Annotated in this window: 16 protein-coding genes; 8 read left to right on the top strand and 8 right to left on the bottom strand. The window is 66.4% G+C overall.

Going from position 1 to position 18,370, the window contains the following annotated elements:
• Positions 1-38 precede the first annotated feature (38 nt).
• Together HUT07_RS07750 and HUT07_RS07745 are read right to left on the bottom strand one after the other, a co-directional pair.
• The gene (locus HUT07_RS07750; RefSeq protein ID WP_176020440.1) at positions 39-488 is read right to left on the bottom strand and encodes an MgtC/SapB family protein; all 450 of its coding nucleotides are present in this window, start codon (positions 486-488) and stop codon (positions 39-41) included.
• Positions 489-635: 147 nt separating this feature from the next.
• The gene (locus tag HUT07_RS07745; protein ID WP_176020439.1) at positions 636-1,394 is read right to left on the bottom strand and encodes an SDR family NAD(P)-dependent oxidoreductase; all 759 of its coding nucleotides are present in this window, start codon (positions 1,392-1,394) and stop codon (positions 636-638) included.
• Positions 1,395-1,521: 127 nt separating this feature from the next.
• Here HUT07_RS07745 and HUT07_RS07740 point away from each other — a divergent pair, with 127 nt between their 5' ends.
• Positions 1,522-1,854: a hypothetical protein gene (locus HUT07_RS07740; RefSeq protein ID WP_176020438.1), complete on the top strand. Its 333-nt coding sequence runs from the start codon at positions 1,522-1,524 to the stop codon at positions 1,852-1,854.
• 91 nt (positions 1,855-1,945) lie between these two features.
• The gene (locus HUT07_RS07735) at positions 1,946-2,899 is read left to right on the top strand and encodes an AraC family transcriptional regulator (protein ID WP_176020437.1); all 954 of its coding nucleotides are present in this window, start codon (positions 1,946-1,948) and stop codon (positions 2,897-2,899) included.
• Between the two features lie 58 nt (positions 2,900-2,957).
• Here HUT07_RS07735 and HUT07_RS07730 read toward each other — a convergent pair whose 3' ends face one another.
• From HUT07_RS07730 to HUT07_RS07715, 4 genes are all read right to left on the bottom strand, one after another.
• On the bottom strand, positions 2,958-4,829 hold the full coding sequence (locus tag HUT07_RS07730; RefSeq protein ID WP_254898816.1) for a hypothetical protein: 1,872 nt from the start codon (positions 4,827-4,829) through the stop codon (positions 2,958-2,960).
• A 118-nt stretch (positions 4,830-4,947) separates the two neighbouring features.
• The gene (locus HUT07_RS07725; protein ID WP_176020436.1) at positions 4,948-6,858 is read right to left on the bottom strand and encodes a CocE/NonD family hydrolase; all 1,911 of its coding nucleotides are present in this window, start codon (positions 6,856-6,858) and stop codon (positions 4,948-4,950) included.
• A 202-nt stretch (positions 6,859-7,060) separates the two neighbouring features.
• The gene (locus HUT07_RS07720; RefSeq protein ID WP_176020435.1) at positions 7,061-7,447 is read right to left on the bottom strand and encodes a DUF4440 domain-containing protein; all 387 of its coding nucleotides are present in this window, start codon (positions 7,445-7,447) and stop codon (positions 7,061-7,063) included.
• Complete coding sequence (locus HUT07_RS07715; protein WP_176020434.1) at positions 7,447-8,805, bottom strand: MFS transporter; 1,359 nt, start codon at positions 8,803-8,805, stop codon at positions 7,447-7,449. Before HUT07_RS07715 ends, HUT07_RS07720 begins: the two co-directional genes overlap by 1 nt.
• Positions 8,806-8,909: 104 nt before the next feature.
• Here HUT07_RS07715 and HUT07_RS07710 point away from each other — a divergent pair, with 104 nt between their 5' ends.
• Complete coding sequence (locus HUT07_RS07710) at positions 8,910-9,815, top strand: LysR family transcriptional regulator (RefSeq protein WP_176020433.1); 906 nt, start codon at positions 8,910-8,912, stop codon at positions 9,813-9,815.
• A gap of 123 nt (positions 9,816-9,938) precedes the next feature.
• Here HUT07_RS07710 and HUT07_RS07705 read toward each other — a convergent pair whose 3' ends face one another.
• Positions 9,939-12,734, bottom strand: a complete 2,796-nt coding sequence (locus tag HUT07_RS07705; protein WP_176020432.1) for a glycoside hydrolase family 3 C-terminal domain-containing protein — start codon at positions 12,732-12,734, stop codon at positions 9,939-9,941.
• A 336-nt stretch (positions 12,735-13,070) separates the two neighbouring features.
• Between HUT07_RS07705 and HUT07_RS07700 the strand changes: the two genes are divergently transcribed.
• Positions 13,071-13,505 (top strand): VOC family protein, encoded by a 435-nt coding sequence (locus HUT07_RS07700; protein WP_176020431.1) that lies wholly within the window; start codon positions 13,071-13,073, stop codon positions 13,503-13,505.
• 280 nt (positions 13,506-13,785) lie between these two features.
• Positions 13,786-14,490 carry an AraC family transcriptional regulator gene (locus HUT07_RS07695; protein ID WP_176020430.1) on the top strand — a complete coding sequence of 235 codons (705 nt, stop codon included), beginning with the start codon at positions 13,786-13,788 and terminating at the stop codon, positions 14,488-14,490.
• Positions 14,491-14,498: 8 nt separating this feature from the next.
• Here the strand turns inward: HUT07_RS07695 and HUT07_RS07690 are convergent, their stop codons facing one another.
• Positions 14,499-15,377, bottom strand: a complete 879-nt coding sequence (locus HUT07_RS07690) for a sterol desaturase family protein (protein WP_254898815.1) — start codon at positions 15,375-15,377, stop codon at positions 14,499-14,501.
• Positions 15,378-15,527: 150 nt separating this feature from the next.
• Between HUT07_RS07690 and HUT07_RS07685 the strand changes: the two genes are divergently transcribed.
• From HUT07_RS07685 to HUT07_RS07675, 3 genes are all read left to right on the top strand, one after another.
• Positions 15,528-16,433 carry a LysR family transcriptional regulator gene (locus tag HUT07_RS07685; RefSeq protein ID WP_176020428.1) on the top strand — a complete coding sequence of 302 codons (906 nt, stop codon included), beginning with the start codon at positions 15,528-15,530 and terminating at the stop codon, positions 16,431-16,433.
• Between the two features lie 92 nt (positions 16,434-16,525).
• Positions 16,526-17,176 carry a DsbA family protein gene (locus tag HUT07_RS07680; RefSeq protein WP_176020427.1) on the top strand — a complete coding sequence of 217 codons (651 nt, stop codon included), beginning with the start codon at positions 16,526-16,528 and terminating at the stop codon, positions 17,174-17,176.
• A 35-nt stretch (positions 17,177-17,211) separates the two neighbouring features.
• The gene (locus HUT07_RS07675; RefSeq protein WP_176020426.1) at positions 17,212-18,213 is read left to right on the top strand and encodes a cyclase family protein; all 1,002 of its coding nucleotides are present in this window, start codon (positions 17,212-17,214) and stop codon (positions 18,211-18,213) included.
• The last annotated feature ends 157 nt before the right edge of the window (positions 18,214-18,370 follow it).

Here is an 18,370-nt window from a genome sequence, read left to right as displayed (position 1 = left end):
AGGGCTATACGCAATTATTGGTAGTACCATTTTTCGGCTTACAGCTTCCTCTCCACCCGTCGGATCAGGGCGAGCACCAGCACGCACAGCACGCTGACGCCGAGCGCGATCACGTACTTGCCGATGCCCACGGCAATGCCGATGGCAGCGGCCATGACCAGCGAACTGGCGGTGGTGAGCCCGCTGACCTGGTCCTCGCGATTGCCACGCAGGATGGTGCCTGCGGCAACGAAACCGACGCAGGCCACCACCGCTTCGATCAGGCGCACCGGGTCGACCTGCAGCAGGTCGCGATAGCGCTCCTGCTGGAAATGTTCTGCCACCGAATCACCGAGCCCGACGATCAGCGCCGCAGCACCGGCAATCAGCATGTGCGTGCGCAGGCCGGCAGCATGCTTGCCCATCTCGCGCTCGACGCCCAGCACGCCGCCAAAGAGCATGGCGGCGGCCACGCGCAGCAGAATGGACATGTCCTGGGTCAGTTCCATAGCGAGGCTCCGGAGGTTTCCCGGAGCGTTGCTCGGCGGCCGTGGGACGGGGGTGAAGGCGGTGGCACGCCCTCTTCACCGCACGGAATCGTCCACGCATGGCGTGGATCCAGTGATCACCGCCATGCGCACCTCTGTTGCATCCGGTTACTGCGCCAGATAGCCACCATCGATGGCGTAATACGTGCCCGTGGCGAACGAGGCGTCGTCGCTGGCCAGCCAGGCGACAAGCGCGGCCACTTCCTGCGGTGTTCCCAAGCGCTTGAGCGCATGCCGCCCTTCCAGCGTTGCACGTACCTTGGCGTCCATCTTTTCAAGCAACGGCGTATTGATGAAGCCGGGGCCCACCGCATTGATGCGGATGCCATCGGCGGCGTGCTCCCACGCAGCCGTCTGGGTCAGGCCGACCACGCCATGCTTGGCCGCTGCATATGCGGTCGAGCCGGCATACCCCACCTGGCCCAGGATGGAGGCCATGTTGATGATGCTGCCGCCGCTGCCCGCCGCACGCATCGCCTGGATCTGCGCCCGTTGGCACAGGAAAACACTGGTCAGGTTCACATCGACCACGCGTTTCCAGCCATCGATCGGATAGTCACCGCTGCTTGCCGCTGGCCCGCCGATGCCCGCATTGTTCACCGCGATGTGCACGCCGCCCAGTTCCTTCACCGTGCGCTGCACGGCCGCTTCCACCGCAGCCTCGTCGGTGACATCCAGGGCAATGCCGATGGCCTCAGCCCCTTGGCTGCGCAGTGCGGCTACCGTTGCATCCACCGCCTCCTGCTTCAGGTCCCACACCGAAATGCGTGCACCGGATGCAGCGAGCGTTTCCGCTACCGCCAGGCCGATGCCGGAAACACCGCCGGTTACGATCGCGGTTTTTCCGTTGAGCCGATAATCAATCATCTGTGATCTCCATCTGTTGGGAACCGATTCGGACAAAATAGTCCGACCACACAGACACTACGCCCTTCTTCGTGACGAAAGCGCTTCATGCGCGATACTTGCGCGCATGCCCGCCACAGAAGCGCCGATGCGTACAGCCTGCGTTCCGCTTTCCAGCGATGCCGAACGGCGGCTGGATACCGATTCCTGCCTGCCCGGCGACCTGTACGAGGTGATGCTCAGCGATGCCACGGTCGACCTTCTGTTCGACAGCGGCTTCCTTGCCACGCTCAATGCCCGGCTCGGCCTGCTCTTTGACCACTACGAAGACGAGTCGATCACCCAACCCGAGCAGTTGCAGTACGCCCGCGCATTGCTGCGCGACCTTCAACTTGGCCGTAAATGCCAATCGATTGACCCGCTGGATATCGCATTCGGGCTGGCATTGGAGAAAATGACAGGGATCTATTTCTACCTCTGAAAGCGCAGGACCGATCCGCGCTGCAGGTGCACGATGGAACGTGCGGGCCACTGGTCGCCGGCACCCATCTTCTATGGTTGAGCGCCGAGCGATGTCCCGATATTTCACGTTTGCCGATTACCGCCGTTTTGGCCAGCGCCACGGCTATGACTACCGCGCCGATCCAAGCGACCTGAGCGAAGAACAATGGGCCGGTCACGGCGACCTGCACGAACAGACCCTGCGCGGGGGCATGAGCCTGCTGGCATCGGATGTGCACAACCGCATCGCCTATACCGCCACCGCGCATGAACGGCCCGGCCTGGTCATCCGCGTGATGCTGCAGGGCCAGGTCGACGTGCAGGTTCCCAACCGCAGTGACTTCTGCCTGCGCGCAGGCACCGCAGTGACCACCAGCCACCGCGATCATGTGGCAATGGTTGGCGTCCATCCGGGCAATACGCGCCTGCGTGGCATCAGCCTGCTGGTGCCCGCCGATATGGATCCGGACCTGTTCCAGCAACCGCAGCTGCAGCAGGCGTTGCGCGCGCCACTGGAATGCCGCCACTGGGCCGTCCCGCACGCGATGTTGCCGACCCTCTCGCAGCTGTTCAAAAGCCCTTGGCAGGGCGACCTGGATGCACTCTGGCGCGAAGGCGTGGCGCTGCAGATGCTGACGGTGGGCCTGCAAGCCGAGGACCTGCACGTTGACGGCACACGCATGCTGCGCAGCGGCCAGCGCAGCCGGCTGGAGCGCGTGCGGACCTTCCTGCATGACGATCCCGGCCATGCGCACAGCCTGGTCGAGCTGGCCCAGCTGGCCTGCATGAGCCCCAGCGCGCTGCGCCGCCACTTCGTCCAGGTATACGGCTGCTCGGTATTCGACTACCTGCACGAGCAACGCATGCGACACGCCGAGCAGGGCCTTCGCCAATCGGGCTGGAGCGTGGAGCAGGCTGCTGCGGAAACCGGTTATCGGCATCCCAGCAACTTCGCTGCGGCATTCCGCAAGCGCTTTGGGCTGGTGCCCAGCCGCTGGCGCACCGGTCCTTCGAAGGTCGGCTGAAGCTCTGGGGTGTTCCTGCCCGCGCTGGACCCTGCAGGGCCCAGCGCCGCATGAAACACTAGTGGATGCCGCTATCCTGCGCCGCCTGCATTACCGTCGCAGGTACCTGGCAAGGCCGCTTTGGATCGCTGTCCACACGCCAGCCTCGGCCCAGCAGGACCCCTGAGTCGCCCTCGCCCCCACGCTGTTCCTCGCTGCAGTGAATGGCACTGGCCAGTACCTGGCCGTCAGGCCCAAGCCACTGGCGCACTCCATAGTTGGTGTCGTCCACGGCAATATCCAGCGACAGGGCGAGGATCCCAGGCACGCGATCGCCGCCTTCGCGCACAGGCACCCTGCCCATTGCACCGGATTCGAACCGGCGGCGTACCAGCACGTGCTGGTTGCCATCGAACAGGGTGATCTCGCTTTTCCAGTCGCCATCGCGCCCGACGTGCTGGCGTGTCCAGACCCGCTCGGCCGACATCGGCAGGATCTGCGCATGGATCGGCGGCAACACCTCGCGACCATCGGCCAGCATCATTCCGTAGCCGCCGTCACGCAGGAAGATCAGATGCGCGGCAGTCAGCGCTTCGACCGAGCCGAAGGATGTCGCCACGACCTTCCCCTGCTGCGTGTTGTAGAGGTGCGCGTTGCCTTCGTCATCGCCCAGCACCAGCAGCGGTGGAGCGATGTAGTCTTCCTGCAGGCGCAGGCCTGCGGGCATCAGGTGCGGCCGCAGATCGCCGCCAATCCACAGGCGCGGTGATCGTTCGCCCGCCAGCGTGCCCAGTACACCAGCATCGGTCGCGCGATAGTCGACCACGTCTGCCTGCTCGAACAGCACCCTGCCATCACAATCGAGGATCGCCGCACCGACACCGTCATAGGCATTGCGCAGCCGCCAAGGAAACTGCGGGTGGTCGTTGGAACCCAATGAGCGCGCCTGCGCGACCACCGTTCCCTGCGCGTCCACGATCGAATCGACCTCGCCTTCGGCACGCAGCAGCCAGCGTCCCGGACAATAGTCCATCATCGAGCCGGTGGCGCTCGCAGGCAGGGCGACGAAGCGGCCATCCTGCAGCAACCAGCCACGCTCCGGCGCGTCGCTCTCAAGGCCGTTGGCATGGCGAGTCATCTCCAGTGGCCTGTCTGCAGCACGATCGAACCTGACGCTGCTGCGATAACGCGGCCATCGCGCCACGCCCTGGTACAGCGCCCGGTCAACGCGCGTGCCCGCCGCATCGACACGCGCCCAGGTGTCCAGCTGACGCAGCCACCAGCCGTCGTCGCCCGCTGGACGCGCCTCGTCGAAGATGGCGCTCAACAGCACCGCGCCCTTCTCATCCTGCACGCGACACGGGGCGATGTCGTAGTCACCACAGATCACGTAGGCCTTCCGATCTGCGAAGGGTCCGCCTACCCAGATCTCCTGCGCATCGATGCGCAGGACTTCCCGCCCATCGGGGCTGAAGATGCGTGCCCCGCCATCGCGCCCCTGCCAAGCGATCCGGTCCGGCGCGATCACCACCCAATCACCGGCCTCGCGCATCGGCGGGAACGGCACCGTTCCCTGGGCATCGGCCAGCCCGGACCCCTGATAACGGCCCTGCTCATCGCGCAGCTCGACTTTCCAGAGAAGATCGCTGCCTTCAAGACGGTCGCCGTAGCGGATGCCTCGCGTGGACGCGTGCAGCAGCCGTCCTTCATCATCGAACCACTGCGAGCGCTGCGCTTTGCCGTTGCCTGTCTGCTGGTACCAGTCGCTGCGGTACCAGCGATCCGGTCCCAGCGGAATGATGCTCGAGCCATCTGGTGCCACCCGCAGGCGACCGTCCGCACCCAGCAGTGGGTCGCCTTCAAAACCGCTCAGCTGCGGTGCGAAGGCACCAGGAGCGGCCATCGCCACACCGCAGGCCGAGAGCGCGCAGCAGAGAAACATCCTTTTCATCGTTCACACCATCCAGAGCAGCGCTGCACGCTATGCGATGCAGGTGGACGATGCAATCACTGCGTCGCCGTTGCAGAAACGGATGCCGACCTTTGGCCGGCATCCCTCCCGGCACAGCTCAGTACACCGGCAGTTCGATGAAGCTGGCCTGTGCGGCGCTGTGCCATACCCGCTGCGTGGCCTTCTGGTAGTCAGCCGGCTTGGCCAGGTAGATGTTGGGCACGTAGCTCTGCGGATTGCGGTCGTACAGCGGGAACAGGCTGGACTGCACCTGCACCATCACCCGGTGCCCTTTCTGGAAGGTGTGGTTGGCATTGGGCAGGTCGAAGCGGTACGGCAGTACCTGGTTGGCCGCCAATGCCTTCGGATCGCTGAAGCTTTCACGGTAGCGACCGCGGAAGATCGCCAGCGACACCGGCAGCTCATAGCCGCCCATCTCCGGCGTCGATGCCTCCTGGTCCGGATACACGTCGATCAGCTTCACCACCCAGTCGCTGTCGGTGCCGCTGGTGGACGCCTGCAGGTTCACCACCGGCGTGCCACCGATGCGCAGCGGTGCGGTCAACGGCTCGGTGATGAAGGTCAGCACATCAGGCCGGCCATCGACGAAGCGCTGGTCCTTGACCAGCCAGGTGGTCCACATGTCGCGGTCGCCAAAGCGCACCGGACGCGGCACGAACGGCACCGGCTTGGCCGGATCGGACACGTACTCCTCGTAGTCGCCCTCGCCCGCTGCCGGCGCCTGGAACGCCAACTTGCCACCCGCACGCAGGTACAGCGGCTTGCTGCTGGCAGCACACGCTTTTTCACAGCTGCGCGGCCAGTCCTGCAGGCGGTCCCAGTGGTTTTCACCGGTGTTGTAGACCAGTACTGGTGGCGTATCGGCCTTCGGTGCGCCGTCCACCAGGTACTGGTCGAAGAACGGCTTGAGCACGTCGCGGCGGAACTGCAGCGCGGTATCGCCATCGAACTTCAGCGCCCCGAGTTGGCTGCCGTCATAGTTCACCTGGCTGTGCCGCCACGGCCCCATCACCAGGTAGTTGTGGGTGTTGCCGGTATCGCGTCCTTCCATCGCTTGGTAGGCATGGTTGGCGCCCCACATGTCCTCCTGGTCCCACAGGCCCTGCAGCCACATGGTCGGCACCTTCAGCGGCGTCTTCGCCATCACCGCATCCAGCGCCTGGCCCTGCCAGAACGCGTCGTAGGTTGGGTGTTGTACCAACTTTTTCCACCAGGTCAGCTGGTCCACGCCGGTGAAGCGCGCGTAGTCGCCGGCCGAGCCGATGCGCAGGAAGGTGCTGTAATCGTCGTAGCCCAGGGACGGCAACGGCGCGCCCTTGCCACGCTTCTCGGTCTGCATCGCGAAGTAGTTGAAATTGACCTGGCGGAATGCGCCGTAGTTGAGCCAGTCGTCGCCCATCCAGCCATCCACCATCGGGCTCTGCGGCGCCGCCACTTTCAATGCCGGGTGCGGATCTGTCAGCGCCATCACCACGGTGAAGCCTTCATACGATGAACCGAGCATGCCGACCTTGCCATTGCTTTCCGGCACATGCTTGACCAGCCAATCGATGGTGTCCCACGCATCGGTGGAGTGATCCACCTTGGTGCCGTTCAGCGGCCCGCGCAGCGGCCGGGTCATCACGTAATCGCCTTCGGAGCCGTACTTGCCACGGATGTCCTGGAACACACGGATGTAGCCGCCATCGACGAACACTTCATCGCCCTGCGGCAACAGATCGCGCATGCGCGGTGAGTCGCTGCGGTTGGCGCGGCCTGCGGCGTCGTACGGTGTGCGGGTCAACAGGATCGGCGCGTTGTGGGCGCCCTTGGGCACCACGATCACCGTATACAGCTTGGTGCCATCGCGCATCGGCACCATCACCACGCGCTTGTCGTAGTCGCGGCCAACATCGGGAGCGACGAAAGGTTTTCCGCTGATGTCCGGGGTCATCGGCGGCGTGTCGGCGGCCAGCACTGTGCTGGACAGACTCAAGGCTACGGCAACAGCAACGGCACGCACACGCATGGACATCACCTCCCGGCAGGAAAGACCCCAGCCTACTCCCGTAGCCCCCGGCAAAGCGTGTGCCGGCTTTGCATTCTGCGGCGTTTACAGGCAGGACTGATGGCACATGTGCGGGCTGCTGCCGCTGCGCTCGCCGGGCATGGCCCGGCGCTACCCGTTCACGGCCAACCACGGTAGCGCCGGGCCATGCCCGGCGGATCCATCAGGCTGCCGCCACCTCATGCAGCGCCAACCAGCGCCAGCGGCCGCCTTCCTGCCGCAGCACCGCCAGCGACTCCCGCCATGCGCTTTCTCCCTCGTCAACGGCATGTCCCTCGCGGTAGCGCAGCACTGCCAGCGGCGACGGCGCCTCCACCGTCTGCACGGCCTCAATGGCGATCCGCAGCTCCGGTCGGGCACCGTGCCCACCTGCGAACAGTGCCTGCACGGCAGCGCGGTCCAGCCTGCGGCCCGAGATGCCGACCATGCTGAAGTCCGCGCAGAAGTGCGTCATCAGATCGTCCAGCGCATCGGCCGCGGCCTCTGCGCGGAACCAAGCCTGCAGTTTGTCATGCAGAAGGTGGATCTCGTGTTCGGCGGTGATGTCCATCAAGCAATCTCCGGAGGGGAAAGGGAATGCAGCTGCGTCCGGCGCAGCAGCGCCAACGGGAGCAAGGTGAGAACGGCAGCCATGCCCAGCGCTGCGCCGGTGGCATGCGCCGGCCACCACTGCATGGCCAAGGCAAGCAGCAAGGCGATGGCGGCGGTACCCAGGCAGAAGCTGAGCTGGCGGTTGAGGTTCCACAGCGCACTGGCATCGCCCAGCGCCTCAGCGTCCACACCATGGAACGCCAGCGTCTGCGCGGTGCTGCTGCACAGGCTGCCGCCTGCGCCCATCAAGGCGAACAGCATGGCGGCCAGCAAAAACGGGGGCTGCGATTGCAGCGCCATCAGCAGCAGACCGCTGGCCTGCAGGACCATGCCCAGCCGCAGCACCGTGCCCGGCCCGAAGCGCGCCAGCAATCGCCGGCTGCCGCTGATCGCCAGTGCCGAAGCCAGCGCCCACGGCAGCATCAGTGCGCCGATCTGCGCGGCGCTGTAACCGGCATGATTCAACTGCAGGGTACTGGCCAGCTGGCTGCCGATGAACACCCCCGGCACCGCCAGATAGACCAGCATCGCCATGCGCAGGCCTCGATGGGACAGCAGCGACCAGCGCAGCAGCGGCTGCGGCTGCCGGCGCGCATGGCGCAGATGGGCGATGCCCAGCACCACCGCCAGCAGCAGCAACCCCGCACCGGTGAAGCGATGCCCGGACTCACCCAGCCAGGTCAGCGCCAGCAGCAACGCGCCCAGCGCAGACATTGCGGTAGTCAACGCATAGCCCTGCAGTCGCGGCGCACTGCGCCGGCCATCAGCCGGCATCCACGTCAGCACCAGGGTGATCGCCAGCGCCACCAGCGGCAGGCTGGCCCACAGCACGCCGCGCCAGGACAACCATTGCACCAGCAGGCCGCCGAGTGCAGGCGCCAGTGCTGGCACCAGCAACGCCACCAGCAGGATGCGCCGGGTCAGGGCACCGCGTTGTTCAGGCGTGCACTGCCGGTACGCAGCCGCCTGCGCCACCGGAATCAGCAGGCCACCGGCCAGCCCCTGCAGCAACCGCCAGCCCAGCAACCAGCCAATGGATGGCGCAGCGCCGGCCAGGGCCGCAGCCACTGCGAACAGCAGCAGGGCCGTGAGCAGCAGGCGCCGTTCGCCACAGCGCGCGGCCAGCCACGGCGCCAGCGGAATCACCACGCCCAGGCCCAGCATGTACGCGGTGCCCACCCAGGCCAGAGTACCGACGTCGGCATGCAGCTCGGCCGCCAGCGCCGGATAGGCCACCGTGGCGATGAACATGTTGACCAGGTCCAGTGCGAACACCAGCAGGAAGATCGCCTCATGGCGCAGGTGCGGGGAAGGCATCAGCAGGCTCCAGCAACGAAGGCGCCAGCATGGCGGACCGGCGTTGTTGGAAAAACACGACAACAGCTGCAACACTGTCAAATCTGTTTTGACAATAAGCCACCATGGTCAGCCTCGATCGCTTCGATATCTTCCGCGCCGTGGTCGAGGCCGGCAGCCTGACCGCCGCCGCCGAGCGCCTTGGCCTGAGCCGTGCGGTGGTCAGCTTCAACCTGAAGCGGCTGGAGCAGGAGCTGGGCGTGACCCTGCTTTTGCGCAGTACCCGCCACCTGGCGCTGACCGAGGCCGGCGAACAGTTCCTGCAGCACTGCGTGCAGGCGCTGGACGCCGCACAGGTGGCGATCGATGCCGCACGCCGCGACCAGCATCAGCTGCAGGGCGTACTGCGCCTGACCACCACCCCGGAATACGCGCAGCTGCGGCTGATTCCAGCACTGGAAGCCTTCCGCACCCAGCATCCGGCGCTGGTACTGCACCTGTCGACGTCGCCGGCACCGGCCGATCTGATTCCCGAACGCTTCGACCTGGCCATCCGCCTCGGCCGCCTGCCCGATTCGCAGCTGCACGCCACTGAACTGGAGCGGCACCCGTTGTGCGCAGTCGCCGCTCCGGCATTGCTGGCGCGTCTGGAGTCAGCGGAGGGTGTAGATGATCCAGTGCAGCTGGGCACCCTGCCCCGCCTCGGCTATCCGCGCCTGGCCGATGTACCGGTGGTCGCATCGGACGGCAGCGATGCCCTGTTCGCCACCAACCCCGGCAATGCGGTGGTGCGCGTGGATGGTGCCAGCAGCCTTCGCGCATTCGCCGTATCCGGCGCCGGCGTCACGGTACTGCCGCGCTGGCTGATCGAGGACGACCTCGCCCACGACCGCCTGCGGCCGGTGCTGCGCCACCATCGCTTCCCGCAGCAGAGCGTGTACGCGGTGTACCCGCACAGCACGCAGCCGTCGCCCAAGGTGCGGCAGCTGATCGATTTCCTGCGCGGGTGGTTTGGCAGCGCGCCTGTGTAGAGCCGAGCCCATGCTCGGCTGCTCGCCTGCTCGGCCTTGGCCGTTCATCAGCCGAGCGTGGGCTCGGCTCTACAGAAACACCTTAAACAAATACGGCCCCTTCCGGGGCCGTGTCTTCAGGCATCAGCGCAGCATCTGCTCCACCAACTGCACATCCACGCTCTGCAGCGGCTCGGCCGCGTTGCGCGACAGCTGCACCTGATAGGTACCACCGTCGATCTTCCACTGGCGGGCCTGCGCATCGTAGTGGGCCAGGGTCTTCGGCTCGGCTTCGATGCGGATGCGGCGCTGCTCACCCGGCTGCAGCTCGACCTTGTCGTAGCCGATCAGGCGGATCGGCGTGATGCTGCCGGCCGGCAGCTTCAGGTACAGCTGGGCGACGTCGGCACCGGCACGCTTGCCGGTGTTGCGGATGTCGACGCTGGCAACCAGACGCGAACCTTCCACGCTGACCTTCAGGTTTTCATAGGCGAACGAGGTGTAGGACAGGCCGTGGCCGAAGGCGAAGGTCGGGGTCAGGCCCTTGGCCGCCATCCACTTGTAGCCGACGTTGGCGCCTTCGATATCGAAATCGAACACATCGCCGAACGGCTTGGCCGGCTTGAAGCCGAGGCCGTCGATGTGCGGACGCGGCAACTGCGACTCGTCCACCACCCAGGTCACCGGCAGGCGGCCGGACGGATTGGCCTGGCCGGTCAGCAGTGCGGCAATGCCTTCACCGCCACGAATGCCCGGGTACCAGGCCTGCAGCACCGCCGGCACCTGCGCCAGCCACGGCGTGCGCACCGGGCCGTTGGTCTCCAGCACCAGCACGGTCTTCGGGTTGGCCTTGGCCACCGCCGAAATCAGCGCATCCTGGTTGTCCGGCAGCTGCATGTCCGGCAGGTCCACCGATTCGGCCGCCCACTGGGTGGCGAACACGATGGCCACATCCGCCTGCGCGGCAGCCTTGGCCGCAGCGACGGCGTTGGTCCCGTCCACATAGGTGATGGTGGCATCCGGACGCGCCGCTCGCAGCGATTCCAACGGCGAGGACGGGTGGAAGATCACCGGACCCGGCCAGGTGGTCGGCAGCACGCCCGGCACCGCGTTGGTACCCTTGGCGGTGACGCCCACCATCGACGAACCACCGCCGCCGATCACGCCCTTGTCGGCATGGCCGCCGATGATGACGATGCGCTTGGCGCTGTCAGCCAGCGGCAGCAGGCTGCCTTCATTGCGCAGCAGCACGCTGCCTTCTTCCACCGTGCGCTGGGCCACGGCAAAACCGGCCTCGGCATCGACCTTCTGGTGCTGCGGCGGGTTGTCGAAGTTGCCGTGCAGGAACATCGTGCGCAGGATGCGCGCCACCATGTCGTTCAGGCGCGCCTGCGGCACCACGCCACCGTGGACCGCCAGACGCAGCGGTTCGTCGAAGAACACCGCTGCATCGAACACTTCACCGGCCGACTGCTGGTCCAGGCCGGCCAGCGCCGCCTTCGAACCGCTGTGCACGCCACCCCAGTCGGACATCACGAAGCCGGGGAACTTCCATTCCTGCTTCAGCACCTGGTTCATCAGGTAGCCGTTCTCGCAGCCGTAGGTGCCGTTGATCTTGTTGTACGAGCACATCGCCACGCCCGGGCGACCGGCTTCCAGTGCGATCTCAAACGCCAGCAGATCCGATTCGTGCATGGCCTGTTCGCCGATACGCACGTCATGGAAGTTGCGTCGGGTCTCCATGTCGTTCAGCGCAAAGTGCTTCATCGAGGAGATAACGTGCTGGCTCTGCACGCCCTGGATCACCGCGCCGACCATCGAACCGGCCAGCAGCGGGTCTTCGCCGGCGTATTCGAAGTTGCGGCCGTTGCGCGGGTCACGCTGCAGGTTGACGCTGCCGGACAGCAGGATGTTGAAGCGCTGCTGCCAGGCTTCGCGGCCCATCGTGGCGCCACCGGCAAAGGCAACACCGCGGTTCCAGGTCGACGCCGTGGACGGGCCCGACGGCATCGCCGTGGCGAAATCACCCGGGCGGATACCACCGGGATTGGTCACGCCCACACCGGCGTCGGCCGACTGCTGCGACGGAATGCCCAGGCGCGCCACGCCCGGCACGAAACCGGCCGAGCCCACTGCACCTTCCGGCAGTTTGCCGCCGTCCTTGCCCAGCCCGAAGTAGCTGTGCAGCATCTGGAACTTCTCGTCCTCGGTCATCGCCTTCAGCAACAGCGCAGCGCGCGCATCGGCGGTGAGCGTGGTGTCCATCCACGGCTGCTCGCCGCCCTTGTCGGCGGCATAGGCCAGGGTCAGCAGGGTCGCACGCAGCGTGCTGCCTTCCACCTTGAACGGCGCACTGCTGGCGGCCTGGAAACCATCGCTGAAATAGCTGGCGTCGGCTTCCAGGGCCACGCGCGCCGGGTCGAAGCCGGCCGCCTTGGCCGATTCACCGGCTACCGCACCGAGCAGCACCGCGGGTGCGCCAAGCCGCGAACGCGACACCAGCGCCGGCAACTGCGTGGCACCGGCGCCAGCGTCGGTGTAGACCGCCACCGTATGGCGACCGTCATCCAGGCGCAGGTAGTTCAGGCCCGGCTGGTCCGGGCCGGATTCGGCGGCGATCGGCAGCCGGGTCAACACGGCCTGGCCCCGCTGGGTCTGGCCATCGTCCTTGCCGGCAGCGATGAAGCGGTACTGGTAGCCCAGGCCATCGGCCAGCAGCTGCAGCGGATCGACCTGGCCGATGCCGCGCTGTACCTGGCGAACGCTGACCGCGTCCACCTGCAGGGTCTTCAACTGGGCGGCCAGGGCCGGCATCGCGTCCGCTGTCGGCGCCTGCTCCAGGGTCAGCACGGTGAAGGCGGCGGAGTCGGCCCAGGCCGGGGTGGCCAGTGCGGCAGAGAGGGCCAGGGACAGGGCGAGCGGCTTTGTAAACGTTTTCATCGGCAGGCGTAATTCCGTTGCCAAGGCAATCGGTCCAGGGAAAGTGCCGCCGAAGGGTGCAGCGTCATGCCGCGCACGCGTTGCCGGGCAACGCCTTGCAGGCCAGAGGACGGACCGGTCTGCGCGCGGGACCCTCCTCCCGTGCGTGACAACCTGCCTGTCCGGGCCGCGCAGGGCGACCCATCATGTGAAGAGTGTGCGAGGGCGTTCACACCTGTCAACAGGACCTAAGTCACAGACGCCACCTGCACTGTGGTTATCAGCCCATCACCGGCGGTCATCAGCAGGCCGCGCGAGGCTGCCGATAATGGATCTCCCCGGCGACGAATCGAGCCCATGACCGTACATCGCGACTTCGACCATCTCTGGCGCGACCGCTGTGACACCTCCAGCCAGCGCAGTCCGCGCGTGCTGATCCGGGTATTCGTCGCCCCCGGCGAGCTGGAACGCAGCGTGGCCTTCTACGAGCAGTTGCAGGGTGTGGTCGCCGATGCCGGCTTTCCGTTTCCCGAGGCGGGCCTGCGCCTGGCGATGGTCGGTGCGTTCCTGCTGATCGAAGGCTGCGACGAGGCGCTGGCGCCGTTCACGTCAACCACGGGCACGTTGCTGGTCGACGACGTCCGGCCCTATCACGACAAGCTGGTGGCCGCTGGTGCCGAGATCATCTTCCCGCTGCAGGTGGTACCCACCGGTGCGGCGTTCAATGCGGTGCATCCGGACGGTACCGTGGTCGAGTACGTGCACCATCGGCCAGACCCACACGGGCGGTGAGGTGACGGCCGGGCTGCGCCCGGCACCTGCCGAGGCAACGGCCAAGGCAACAGCAGAATCAAATGCCGCATTCCGTGGGATGGCGGGGCACTGTGGGCCTGCGGGGACGCCGTAAACCCTTCCATGGGGGCTTGGTCGCCGCATCCATGCGGCTCACACCCCGCACACCCACAGTGCCCCGCCTTGGACAGTTGGCTGGTGGTCAGTAGATCCACGCCATGCGTGGATGCTTTTCCAGTTCAATTCGAGCTATCCGATTTCGATGGAGATCCATCCACACATGGCGTGGATCTACAATGCGACCATGCCCCACAACGCTCTACCCTGGAATGGCACTCTGCTGCTGGATGCACACGTGGCGGTGCTGCACGGCCACGCCGGTGACAGCGCTGCGCATGCGCATTACGCCCATCAACTGCTGCTGAGCGAAACCGCTGCCTGGCACATCGAGATCGGTGGCGTGCGGCAGCAGGGCCAGCGGTTTTGGCTGCCCTCCTTCCAGCCACACACGATCCTGTCAGCACCCGCTGACGGCTGCACGGTGTTCCTCGAACCGGCACATGCCGATCTCGAACAGATCCAGCAGCATCTGCAGTCGTTGCCAGGCAATGCGGCGCAGCTGCACGAGTGGCTGCCACGGCTGAGCCGCCCGCAGCCTTTGGACCGTCGCGTGCAGGCGGCGCTGGCCCGCATCACCCAGCACCTGCCCGGCCCGGTGCCGGCCACCGATATCGCCGAGGCCGCGCATCTGTCGACCAGCCAACTGCATCGGCGCTTCCAGTCCGAGCTGGCGGTGACCCTGCGCGGCTGGGTGCTGTGGCAACGGCTGCGCAGCGCGCTGGCGCATCATCTGCGCGGGCACAGCCTGACCGACAGCGCGCATGCCGCCGGTTTCGCCGACCTGGCCCACCTGTCGCGCAGCCTGCGCCGCATGTTCGGCATCGGTGCCGCGCAACTGCAGGGCCTGCAGCTGCATACGGCCTGACGCACCAATCAACCGCGCCTGCGCAGACCTTCAGGCACCTCCGGCACCTCGCCATGGGGCAGCTCCCGGAACGGCGCCAGCAGTTGTGCGGAATACGCCTGCGGATAGTCCGGCTGGCTGCCGATGCCCAGATCACGCTGCCCCAACCGATAACCCGGTGCATCGAATGCCGTCCCCAGCAGGTGGTCCCACACGGTCAGGAACAAGCCGAAATTGACATCGCCTGCAGTGCCATAGCGGATGTGGTGGAAGCGATGCAGCGGCGCCCATGCCATCACCCTGCCCAGCACACCGGGACGCATGTCCACGTTGGAATGCTGCAGCAGCAACTGGATCGCGATGGCGAACGCCAGCACTGCGGCCACCGGCATCGGCATGCCCAACAGCAGCAGCGGCAGTACGCCGCCCACTGCTTCGGCGGCCTGGTGCAGCGGGTGCTTCATCAATCCATTGAAACCGTACATGCGGGTCACGCTGTGATGCACCGCATGCAGCCGCCACAACCAGCCGATGCGATGGCTGGCGTAGTGGACCAGGGTGATGCCAAGGTCAGCCGCGATGATCGCCACCAGCACCTGCAGCGCGAATGGCCACTGCATCGGCCAGATGTGCCAGGGCACGGTCGCCGCCAGCAGCGGTACCGTGGCGATCGACAGCAGGTTCAGGCCTTCATTGACCAGTGCATGCAGGACGTCGCGCAGGCGGTCGCCATGGTGGTGGTTGAACGCCGGATCGTATGGCCACCTCCGCTCGGCAGCGAACGACACCGCGATGGCGACAGCCAGCAAGGCAAGCAGCCACAACGGGTCGCCGTGGTAGTGACCGACCCATACGATGGCGGCAGTGACAAAGCCCAGCAGGAACAACGGGGCATACAAGCGGAGCATCCAGTGCTTCATGGGCAACCCGGGAAGTGAGGGGCCTGCATGTTTGCGGGGCGTGCAGGCTGCCGACTTGAACAAACGGCGCAACCACGCGTCGTCCATCCGCGCGCGGCGTGGTTCTACAATGGCGACCTCATCGCGGCCGGGACCGGCATGGACTCCTTCACCTTGATGCGCGCCTTCCGCCGCATCGTCGAACGCGGCAGCCTGGCCCGTGCCGCCGAAGACCTGGGCCTGTCGCCAGCCGGGCTGAGCAAGCAGCTGCGCACGCTGGAAACGCACCTGGGCGTAGTGCTGCTGCAGCGGACCACCCGCCGCATGAGCCTGACCGAAACCGGCCATGCCTATTACCGCGAATGCTGCCGCCTGCTTGATGAGCTGGACGCACTGGAGCGCGGCATCGCCCAGCAGCGCGGTGAAGTGAGCGGACGCCTGCGCGTCAACGCACCGCAGTCGTTCGCACTGAGCACGCTGTCGCCGCTGCTGCCACGTTTCCTGCAGCAGCATCCGCAGCTTGCACTGGACCTGGTAATGGAAGACCGGCTGCTCGATGCGGTCGGCGAAGGTTTCGATGTCTCCCTGCGCATCCGTGCCGAGCTGGAAGATTCGCGACTGGTCGCACGCCGCCTGGCGTCGCTGCAGCAGGTGTTGTGCGCGGCGCCGTCGTACCTGCAGCACCATCCGGCACCGCAGGCGGTGGAAGACCTGCAGGCGCACAGCGTGCTCGGCTACAGCCTGTCCGATTCGCCCGGCAGCTGGCCGCTGCTCGGCCCCGATGGCCAGGTGACGGTGACCTTGCCGACACGGGTCACCGCCAACAACAGCCTGCTGCTGCGTGACCTGCTGGTCGCCGGCGTCGGTATCGGTGCGCTGCCCTCGTTCCTGGCCGCACCGGCGCTGGCCAGCGGTGAGCTGCAGCAGGTGCTGCCCGACCATCGCTATCCGCCGCGATTCGTGTACGCGGTCTACCCCACCGCGCGCCACCTGCAATCGAAGGTACGCGCCTTCATCGATTTCCTGCACGCCGAGCTGCCCGCCTGCGCCGGCCTGGATTCGTAACCGCCAGCGAAAACTGAGCTGCCCGCCGCGTGCTGTTTCGGCCCGGCGGCGCCACCTACTCTGCCGCCTCCCCTCTCACGGACGGCAGGCCGATGATCGCCTCTCCTTCGCTGACCACCACTGCACCGGTGGTCGATTTCTTCCATGACGTGGTCTGCGGCTGGTGCTTCGTGCTGGCCCCGCGCCTGCAGCAGGTCTCGGCCGAACTCGGCATCCAGGTCCGCCACCGCAGCTTCGTGCTGCAGGACTCGCGCGAACAGATGATCGAGGTGTTCGGCTCGATGCCGCGTGCCAAGGCCATCATCCTGGGTCACTGGGCCGACTGCGCCGCACATGACGACAGCGCGCGCATCGATATCGACGGCATGCGTGCCCAGGACTTCGAGTATCCCTCCGGCTGGCTCGGCGCATTGGCCTGCCAGGCGGCCGGCATGCTCGGCGGCAACGACGCGCACGGCGCAATGTTCGATGCCGTGCAATGGGCGCACCTGCACCAGCACCGCAACATCGGCGATGCCGAGGTGCTGCTGGACATCGCCGAAGCGCTGGGACATCCCCGCGGCACCTTCGCTGACGCCATGCGCAGCGACCACGTGCACCAGCGCGTGCAGGCCGATCGTGCCGAAGCCGCTGCCCTCGGTATCCGCTCCATTCCTACCGTGATCGGCGGCAACGGCCTGCGCCTGCAGACCCTGCCGCTGCCACACCTGCGCCAGGCCCTGGCGCACCTGGTCGCGGCCTGAGCCGCACCGTCCCCCACCCCGCAAGGAGATACCCCATGACCCCACGTACCCTGACCACCGCGCTGGCCCTGCTGTTGGCCGCCGCTTCCACCACCGTGTCCGCGCACGAACGCGTTCCTTCCGGCCAGCAGGTCGGTACCAGCCCCTGGGGGCCGAAGGACGAGATCGGCCGCCTCAACCTGATCACCGAGGCCTCGCGCGCGGCGATCCTGTCGCGGGTCAGCGGCGGCAAGGCCTATGACCTGGCGACCGAGTACTACGTCGGCATGCCCAGCTGGCAGGATGCCGGTGACCCGCACTACCAGTTCTGGATGACCCACACCCCGCGCGGCACGGTGATGGACGACCCGATGGGCGTGGGCGAGACGATGAACCTTACCCGCAGCTACACCGGCACCGCTTTCTCGATGTACAGCCACACCGGCACCCATATCGATGCGCTGAACCACTTCGGCATCCACGGAAAGATCTGGAATGGCTTCGAGGCCGACAAGCACCTCGGCGATCGCGGCTGGAACGTCACCGGCATCGAAAAATTCCCGCCGCTGATCGCGCGTGGCGTGCTGATCGACGTGGCTGGCGCCAAGGGCATGGACATGCTTCCCGACAGCTACCGTGTCACCCGCCAGGACCTGAAGGATGCGCTGGCACGCCAGCACATGCAGCTGCAGCAGGGCGACATCGTGCTGATCCGCACCGGTCGCATGCGCCTGTTCGAACAGCCGAAGGCCTACATGGCCAATCCGCCGGGCATGGGCCTGGATGCGGCGCGTTTCCTGGTCGAGGACAGCGGCGCGATGATCGTCGGCGCCGACAATCTCAGCTTCGAGACCTTCCCCTCCGAAGTGTCCGACGACTACGTGCCGTTGCACACCTACCTGCTGGCCCAGCAGGGCGCGCCGATCATCGAACTGGTGGCGCTGGATGAACTGGCCCGTGACAAGGTCTACGAGTTCGCCTTCATCGGTGGCCCGCTGAAGATCCGCGGTGGCGACGCCGCACCGCTGCGCCCGGTGGCGTTGCCGGTCCGCCCGTAACCGGGGCCTGTGGGTGCCGACCTTGGTCGGCACCGTTCTCCCATCCACGCATGGCGTGGATCTACCGCGGGAAGGTCACTCCATTCCCACCTTCCCATCCACGCATGGTGTGGATCTACTGCGGGAAGGTCACTCCATTCCCACCTTCCCATCCACG

Source organism: Stenotrophomonas sp. NA06056, from assembly GCF_013364355.1.
In the GTDB taxonomy this organism is placed as follows: domain Bacteria; phylum Pseudomonadota; class Gammaproteobacteria; order Xanthomonadales; family Xanthomonadaceae; genus Stenotrophomonas.
Note: the sequence above shows the minus strand (reverse complement) of the source record. Positions and strands in the feature narration are given on the sequence as shown.